The sequence below is a fragment of the Mesorhizobium sp. M7A.F.Ca.ET.027.03.2.1 genome (assembly GCF_003999175.1).
Lineage (GTDB): Bacteria > Pseudomonadota > Alphaproteobacteria > Rhizobiales > Rhizobiaceae > Mesorhizobium.
Genome location: NZ_RZOM01000401.1, coordinates 1 through 5,034, shown reverse-complemented (window position 1 = coordinate 5,034; position 5,034 = coordinate 1). Strand labels below are relative to the sequence as shown.

Here is a 5,034-nt window from a genome sequence, read left to right as displayed (position 1 = left end):
GTAGAAGGCTCCGGCCTTCTCGCCCTGGGCGTAGATTTCCGCGCCTGCGGGATAGAAGCTGAGTGGTTGCAGCAGTGCGGGCTCGAAAGCCTCCGGCAGGTTGGGCTGGGCAGTCCGTGACGGCAGCGAAATTCTGGAGGCGGTGTAGGCGTGCATGGCTGTTTTCCCGGTTGATCCGTGACACAGCAATCGCGCGAATCCGCGGGTCGCGAAATTCGGTTATGTCCCTACGGGAAACTACCTAGATGCCCGCCCCAGGTGGCACTGGAGCGTTGATCGCGAAGGTGCGCGCCCGGTTACGCCCTCTGCTATTTCCACTTGTCTGCGTCGATTCGGCCGTCGCCGGTCAATGGAGCGGGCGCGTCATAGCCCTCTTTGCGGTTACCTTCCGGGTGGTCTTTCTCGCGAGCAAGCAACAGCCGGACATTGCGGAATTTCGGGGTAATATCCTTCAGATCTGCCATGGCGAACTCCTTTGATGGAGTGTCATAAAGCGCCGGCAGGACTTGGCCTTGGATTGGCATCGAAGAAGGCACGAGGGTCTGTCTCAGAGGCTCGGGCTCGGCAGCAGCAGCATCGCGCAAGCACCGGCGGTCGCGGCGATCAGGGTTGCGCCGGCCAGCGGCAACCAGAACCTGACCGGGCCGGCAAATACTGCCAGCGACAGGCGGCCGACCGCGTTTGCTGCCAGCGCCGCGAGCACCGCCTGGCCCACTGTCTCGACAGGGACCGAATGCTTGACCAGGCGCAAAGCACTGAGCACCGAAACATCGACATCGAATGTGCCTGCGAGCGCCGAGCTCGCGAGCAAGCCGCGTTCGCCGAATTGAGCAGCCAACGCGGCGCTCGAGGTCGCGACAATCGCAAAGAGCACAGCGAAGAGCAGCAACGGGCCTAGTTCGAATGGATTGCGCGCGATCGCCCCGCCCTCGCGGTCTCCGCTATCCCGGGCCATGAGCAATGCTCCGAAAACAGCAAAGGAGAGTGCTGCGGCGATCGCCGGAATGCCGACCGAAACGAACACGCTCGGCTCGATGATCAGAACCACGGCGCAGACGCGTAGCAACGAAACCATCGCCGCCAGCGAAGCTGCGCCTGCAAGCGGCGATGGATTGCTTGCCGGCGCGGCGTTGCGGGCCAGCGCCACGGTTACGGCGGTTGAAGAGACGATGGCGCCGGTGAGCGAGCTGACGAGCAACCCACGCGTGGTCCCAAGTACGCGAATGGCGACATAGCCAGCGAACGATATCGACGCCATCAGCACCGTGAGGAACCAGACCTCCCACGGGTTGAAGCCACCCCACGGGTCGAGCGTCCGGTTTGGCAGCAGGGGTAAAACGATTGCGGTCATCACCGCCAGGATCAGCGCCGAACGAAGCTCGATCCAGGTCAGGCTCTTCAAGAGGCCGTGCAGGATTTCGCGACTGGCAAGGACCGCGGCCAATGCTGCTCCTCCGGCAGAAGCGGCCCGGAAGTCACCAGCGACCGCAAGCGCGCCGAGTGCGAACACGCCAAGGGCCGCTATGACTCCCGTAACGCTGAAATCCTTGTCATGGGCAGCCTCACGCGCCTTGTACCAGGCAAAGATTGCGGCGAAGGCGACGAGGCCACCTACCAGCACGGAAACCGCGCCGAGCGCCTCGGCCAGTGCCGCGAGAATGCCACCGAGCAGGCCGGATATGCCGAAAGTTCGAATTCCGGCCGTCCGGCTGCGATCCGGCGCATCGCGCTCCCGCCAGCCGCGCTCCAATCCGACGAGCAGGCCTATTGCCAGTGCAAGTCCGAGCCGTGCGATCAGCGAATCCATGGTTTGCAACTTTCAGGCGGTGGCCATCGGCAGGTGGTCGCGAACCCATCTGACGATCTGCCCCGCTGTCATGGCGCCGGATGTGCGCGCGACCTCACGTCCGCCATGGAAGAGGATCATGGTCGGGATGCTGCGGATGCCGAGCCTGGCTGAAACGGCCTGCTCATTGTCGGAATTGAGCTTAATCAGGCGAACATCCGGCTCCAGTTCGTTCGTTGCCGCCTCATATGCCGGCGCCATCATCTTGCACGGGCCGCACCATGGTGCCCAGATATCGACGACAACGGGGATGCTGCTACGCGTGATCTGGTGATCGAAAACCCGACCGTTGACGTCTTCAGGGTGACCTGAGAACAGCCGTTTCCCGCACTTTCCGCATTTCGCGCCCCCGGCATTGCGCCCCGGCGGCAGTCGGTTAACCCCGCCGCACGTGCTGCAAACCACCAGGTTTTCCTGCGCCATGGCCATTGATAACATCTTATCTGCGCGGGGATCTCCCTCGCCAAGTGCCTCGCACCTCCAATCTTGGCGCGACAGGCAACACGGTTAGGACAGCTCAGCCTGCTGGAGGTCCGTGCTTTGCGAAACCGAGCGAGTGGAAGAGTTCACTCGCTTGCCTTCCGACCTGACACCTGCGTGATCAGGATCCGGAAGAACACGTGCGGCGTGCTTTCCGCAACCGGAGGCACCACCGGCTTGAGGGCACCGGGCTCCCACCAATCAGAATGCTTGCTCAACACCGACCATGCATGGTCGCGCTCGAGCTTGTGGCCGATCCGGTCCGGCAGTTCCTCAAACCGCCCGTCGACAACAACACTTCTCCATCCCCGTCCTTCACCGTGTTCGTCGACCTGGACGGACACCAGCGGATTGGCACGCATCCAGTCGATCTTCTTGCCGGGCATGGAAAACGCGTAGAGATGATTGTCGGCATGCGCATAGTGCACCGGCACCACGTAGGGCTGCCCATCCTTCGCGCATGCCAGATGACCGACACGATTGGCGGTCAGCAATTTCGTGCATTCCAGAGCGGATAATGTGCGGATCAGCATGTGTGATCTCCTGAGTCTATTGATCGTCCCACAGACTGTTGGCCCAGCCGCCGGGGATGTCATTGATCGCGATCAAGGCAGGCTTGCCGCTCGCCCGCTGCGGCATAAGCGGCAATTTCGGAAAATGATTTAAATCAAGGCGCTGCTTGCCGCTTCCCCCAATCATGGGGAGATGTGGAAGCCGATCCTCAGCGCTCCGTTTGGTCGCGAACTCGAACTCGCCGTCTTCGACGAGGACGGCGAACATGCGCTCGTATTTCCCTGTATAAAAGGCCGGCAGGGTTGGAAGCACGCAGGGACTGGCGTGCGCGTCGATATCCGCCCGACCCATTGGCGGCACTGGCTGTCGAAGACAGTGCCGACAGACGACGGCAAGTCTCTCGGGGACGCTTGCTAGGGTTTGGATTCCACGATCAACGCCATGCGCACGAGATGCGACAGGCTGCCTGCGGCCATCTTGCTCATCACATTGGCACGATGAATCTCGACGGTGCGCGGACTGATACCCAGGTCATAGGCGATCGTCTTGTTCGGCAGACCTGACACGAGCCCATCCAGAACCTGCCGCTCCCGCTCCGAAAGTGTGGCCAGGCGCCCGTGGATTTCAGCTGATTGCGGATGCGTTGCATTCGCCTGATTGCGGTTGGCCAACGCGGAGCGGATCGCGTCGATCAGCATCTCGTCATCGAACGGCTTTTCAATGAAATCGGAAGCGCCTTCCTTCATTGCCTGAACGGCGAGCGCCACATCGGCATGGCCCGTCATGACAATAACTGGAATTGTATGCCCGCCGGATCTCAGTTGGTGCAGGAACTCGATGCCGTCTATGCCCGGCATGCGCACGTCGGTGACGATGCAGCCGTCGAGGTCGCCCTTTGCCGTCGAGAGAAAAGCTGTGGCCGATTCGTGCAGGCGTACTGCAAAATCTGCAGTCGCCAGAAGAAAACCGAGCGACTTGCGCACGTCCATGTCGTCGTCAACCACGTGCACCAGATCACTGCCGGCCATTTGTGACCTCTTCCTTCTCCACAATGCGCAAGGTGAATCGGAAGGCGGTCCCGCCAGTCGGCATCGCCTCGGCCCATATGTGACCACCGTGCGATTCCACGATGGTGCGGCAAATGGAGAGACCGACACCCATGCCTTGCTTCTTGGTGGTTACAAACGGCTGGAAGAGTTGAGCCGAGACTTCCGGCGCGAGACCCGGGCCGGTATCGATCACGCTTACCTCGGCCATCCCATCATCCCGGGCAATTGTTGTGACTTTCAATTCGCGGCGCGGCGAGTCCTGCATAGCCTCCACCGCATTGCGCATCAGGTTGAGCAAAACCTGCTGAATCTGGATGCGGTCGGTCAAGACCAGTTCGGCGATTGGGTCAAGCTTGTAGCTGACGAGGAGATTTATCTCTCTCGCACCAACCAAGGCTAGGGATGCGGCTTCCTCGATCAGCATTGGCAGTCGTTCGACCTGGCGCTCGCTTTCGCCCCTGGCTACAAAATCCCTCAGGTGACGGATGACGTCGCCTGCCCGCAAGGCCTGCTCAGCTGCCTTTTCCACGGCATCCCGAAGCATGGGCGCATTCTCGTCCCGGCTCTTCTCAAGCAGCCGACGACTGCCTTTGAGGTAGTTCGTGATGGCGGTGAGCGGCTGGTTGATTTCATGAGCAAGCGTCGAGGCCATCTCGCCGAGTGCGGTGAACCGCGCCATGTGCAGCAGCTCCTGCTGCTGCTCCTGGATTCTTGCTTCTGCCCGGTGGCGCTCGGTCAAGTCGCGGCAGAAGCCGGTAAAGAAACGTCCGGTCCCCGGATGCATCTCGCCAACGGAAAGTTCCATCGGGAAAGTCGTGCCATCCTTGCGTGCCCCGGTCACGGTGCGGCCGAGCCCGATGATCCGGCGCTCTCCCGTCGTCAGGTAGCGAAGCAGATAGGCGTCATGCTCGTCGCGGTAGGGCGGGGGCATCAGCATTTTCACGTTTTGACCGATGACTTCGCCTGACTGGTAGCCGAACAGCGTTTCGGCAGCGGTGCTGAAGGATTGGATCCGGCCTTGTTCGTCGATGACGACCATTGCATCCGGCACAGTCGCCAGGATCGATCGCAAATGATCTTCGCGCAATTGAAGAGCGGCGTTTGCGAAGGAAAGCTCGCTGACGTCGGTGCCTTCGACAAAGATAG

General features: G+C 61.2%; 7 protein-coding genes. All 7 read right to left on the bottom strand.

Annotation, left to right across the window (positions count from 1 at the left end; all coding sequences use genetic code 11):
• Window positions 1-308: 308 nt before the first annotated feature.
• Window positions 309-464 carry a hypothetical protein gene (locus tag EN750_RS39485; protein ID WP_164873688.1) on the bottom strand — a complete coding sequence of 52 codons (156 nt, stop codon included), beginning with the start codon at window positions 462-464 and terminating at the stop codon, window positions 309-311.
• A gap of 83 nt (window positions 465-547) precedes the next feature.
• Window positions 548-1,807 carry an MgtC/SapB family protein gene (locus tag EN750_RS18135; protein WP_127397236.1) on the bottom strand — a complete coding sequence of 420 codons (1,260 nt, stop codon included), beginning with the start codon at window positions 1,805-1,807 and terminating at the stop codon, window positions 548-550.
• Window positions 1,808-1,819: 12 nt separating this feature from the next.
• Window positions 1,820-2,269, bottom strand: a complete 450-nt coding sequence (gene trxC / locus EN750_RS18130; RefSeq protein WP_127397237.1) for a thioredoxin TrxC — start codon at window positions 2,267-2,269, stop codon at window positions 1,820-1,822.
• A gap of 143 nt (window positions 2,270-2,412) precedes the next feature.
• A complete protein-coding gene (locus EN750_RS18125) occupies window positions 2,413-2,859 on the bottom strand; it encodes a pyridoxamine 5'-phosphate oxidase family protein (protein ID WP_127397235.1) in 447 nt (148 codons plus the stop codon).
• 16 nt (window positions 2,860-2,875) lie between these two features.
• On the bottom strand, window positions 2,876-3,190 hold the full coding sequence (locus EN750_RS41685) for a hypothetical protein (RefSeq protein WP_189526287.1): 315 nt from the start codon (window positions 3,188-3,190) through the stop codon (window positions 2,876-2,878).
• Between the two features lie 62 nt (window positions 3,191-3,252).
• Window positions 3,253-3,867, bottom strand: a complete 615-nt coding sequence (gene fixJ / locus EN750_RS18115; protein WP_127397233.1) for a response regulator FixJ — start codon at window positions 3,865-3,867, stop codon at window positions 3,253-3,255.
• The coding region (locus EN750_RS18110; protein WP_127397232.1) for a PAS domain S-box protein at window positions 3,854-5,034 on the bottom strand (1,181 nt) is incomplete at its 5' end. The genes EN750_RS18110 and fixJ, both read right to left, overlap by 14 nt.

Coding starts and splice junctions, on each gene's coding strand:
- EN750_RS39485 (WP_164873688.1), bottom strand. CDS start 464: ATGGCAGATCTGAAGGATATTACCCCGAAATTCCGCAATGTCCGGCTG.
- EN750_RS18135 (WP_127397236.1), bottom strand. CDS start 1,807: ATGGATTCGCTGATCGCACGGCTCGGACTTGCACTGGCAATAGGCCTG.
- trxC (WP_127397237.1), bottom strand. CDS start 2,269: ATGGCGCAGGAAAACCTGGTGGTTTGCAGCACGTGCGGCGGGGTTAAC.
- EN750_RS18125 (WP_127397235.1), bottom strand. CDS start 2,859: ATGCTGATCCGCACATTATCCGCTCTGGAATGCACGAAATTGCTGACC.
- EN750_RS41685 (WP_189526287.1), bottom strand. CDS start 3,190: ATGGGTCGGGCGGATATCGACGCGCACGCCAGTCCCTGCGTGCTTCCA.
- fixJ (WP_127397233.1), bottom strand. CDS start 3,867: ATGGCCGGCAGTGATCTGGTGCACGTGGTTGACGACGACATGGACGTG.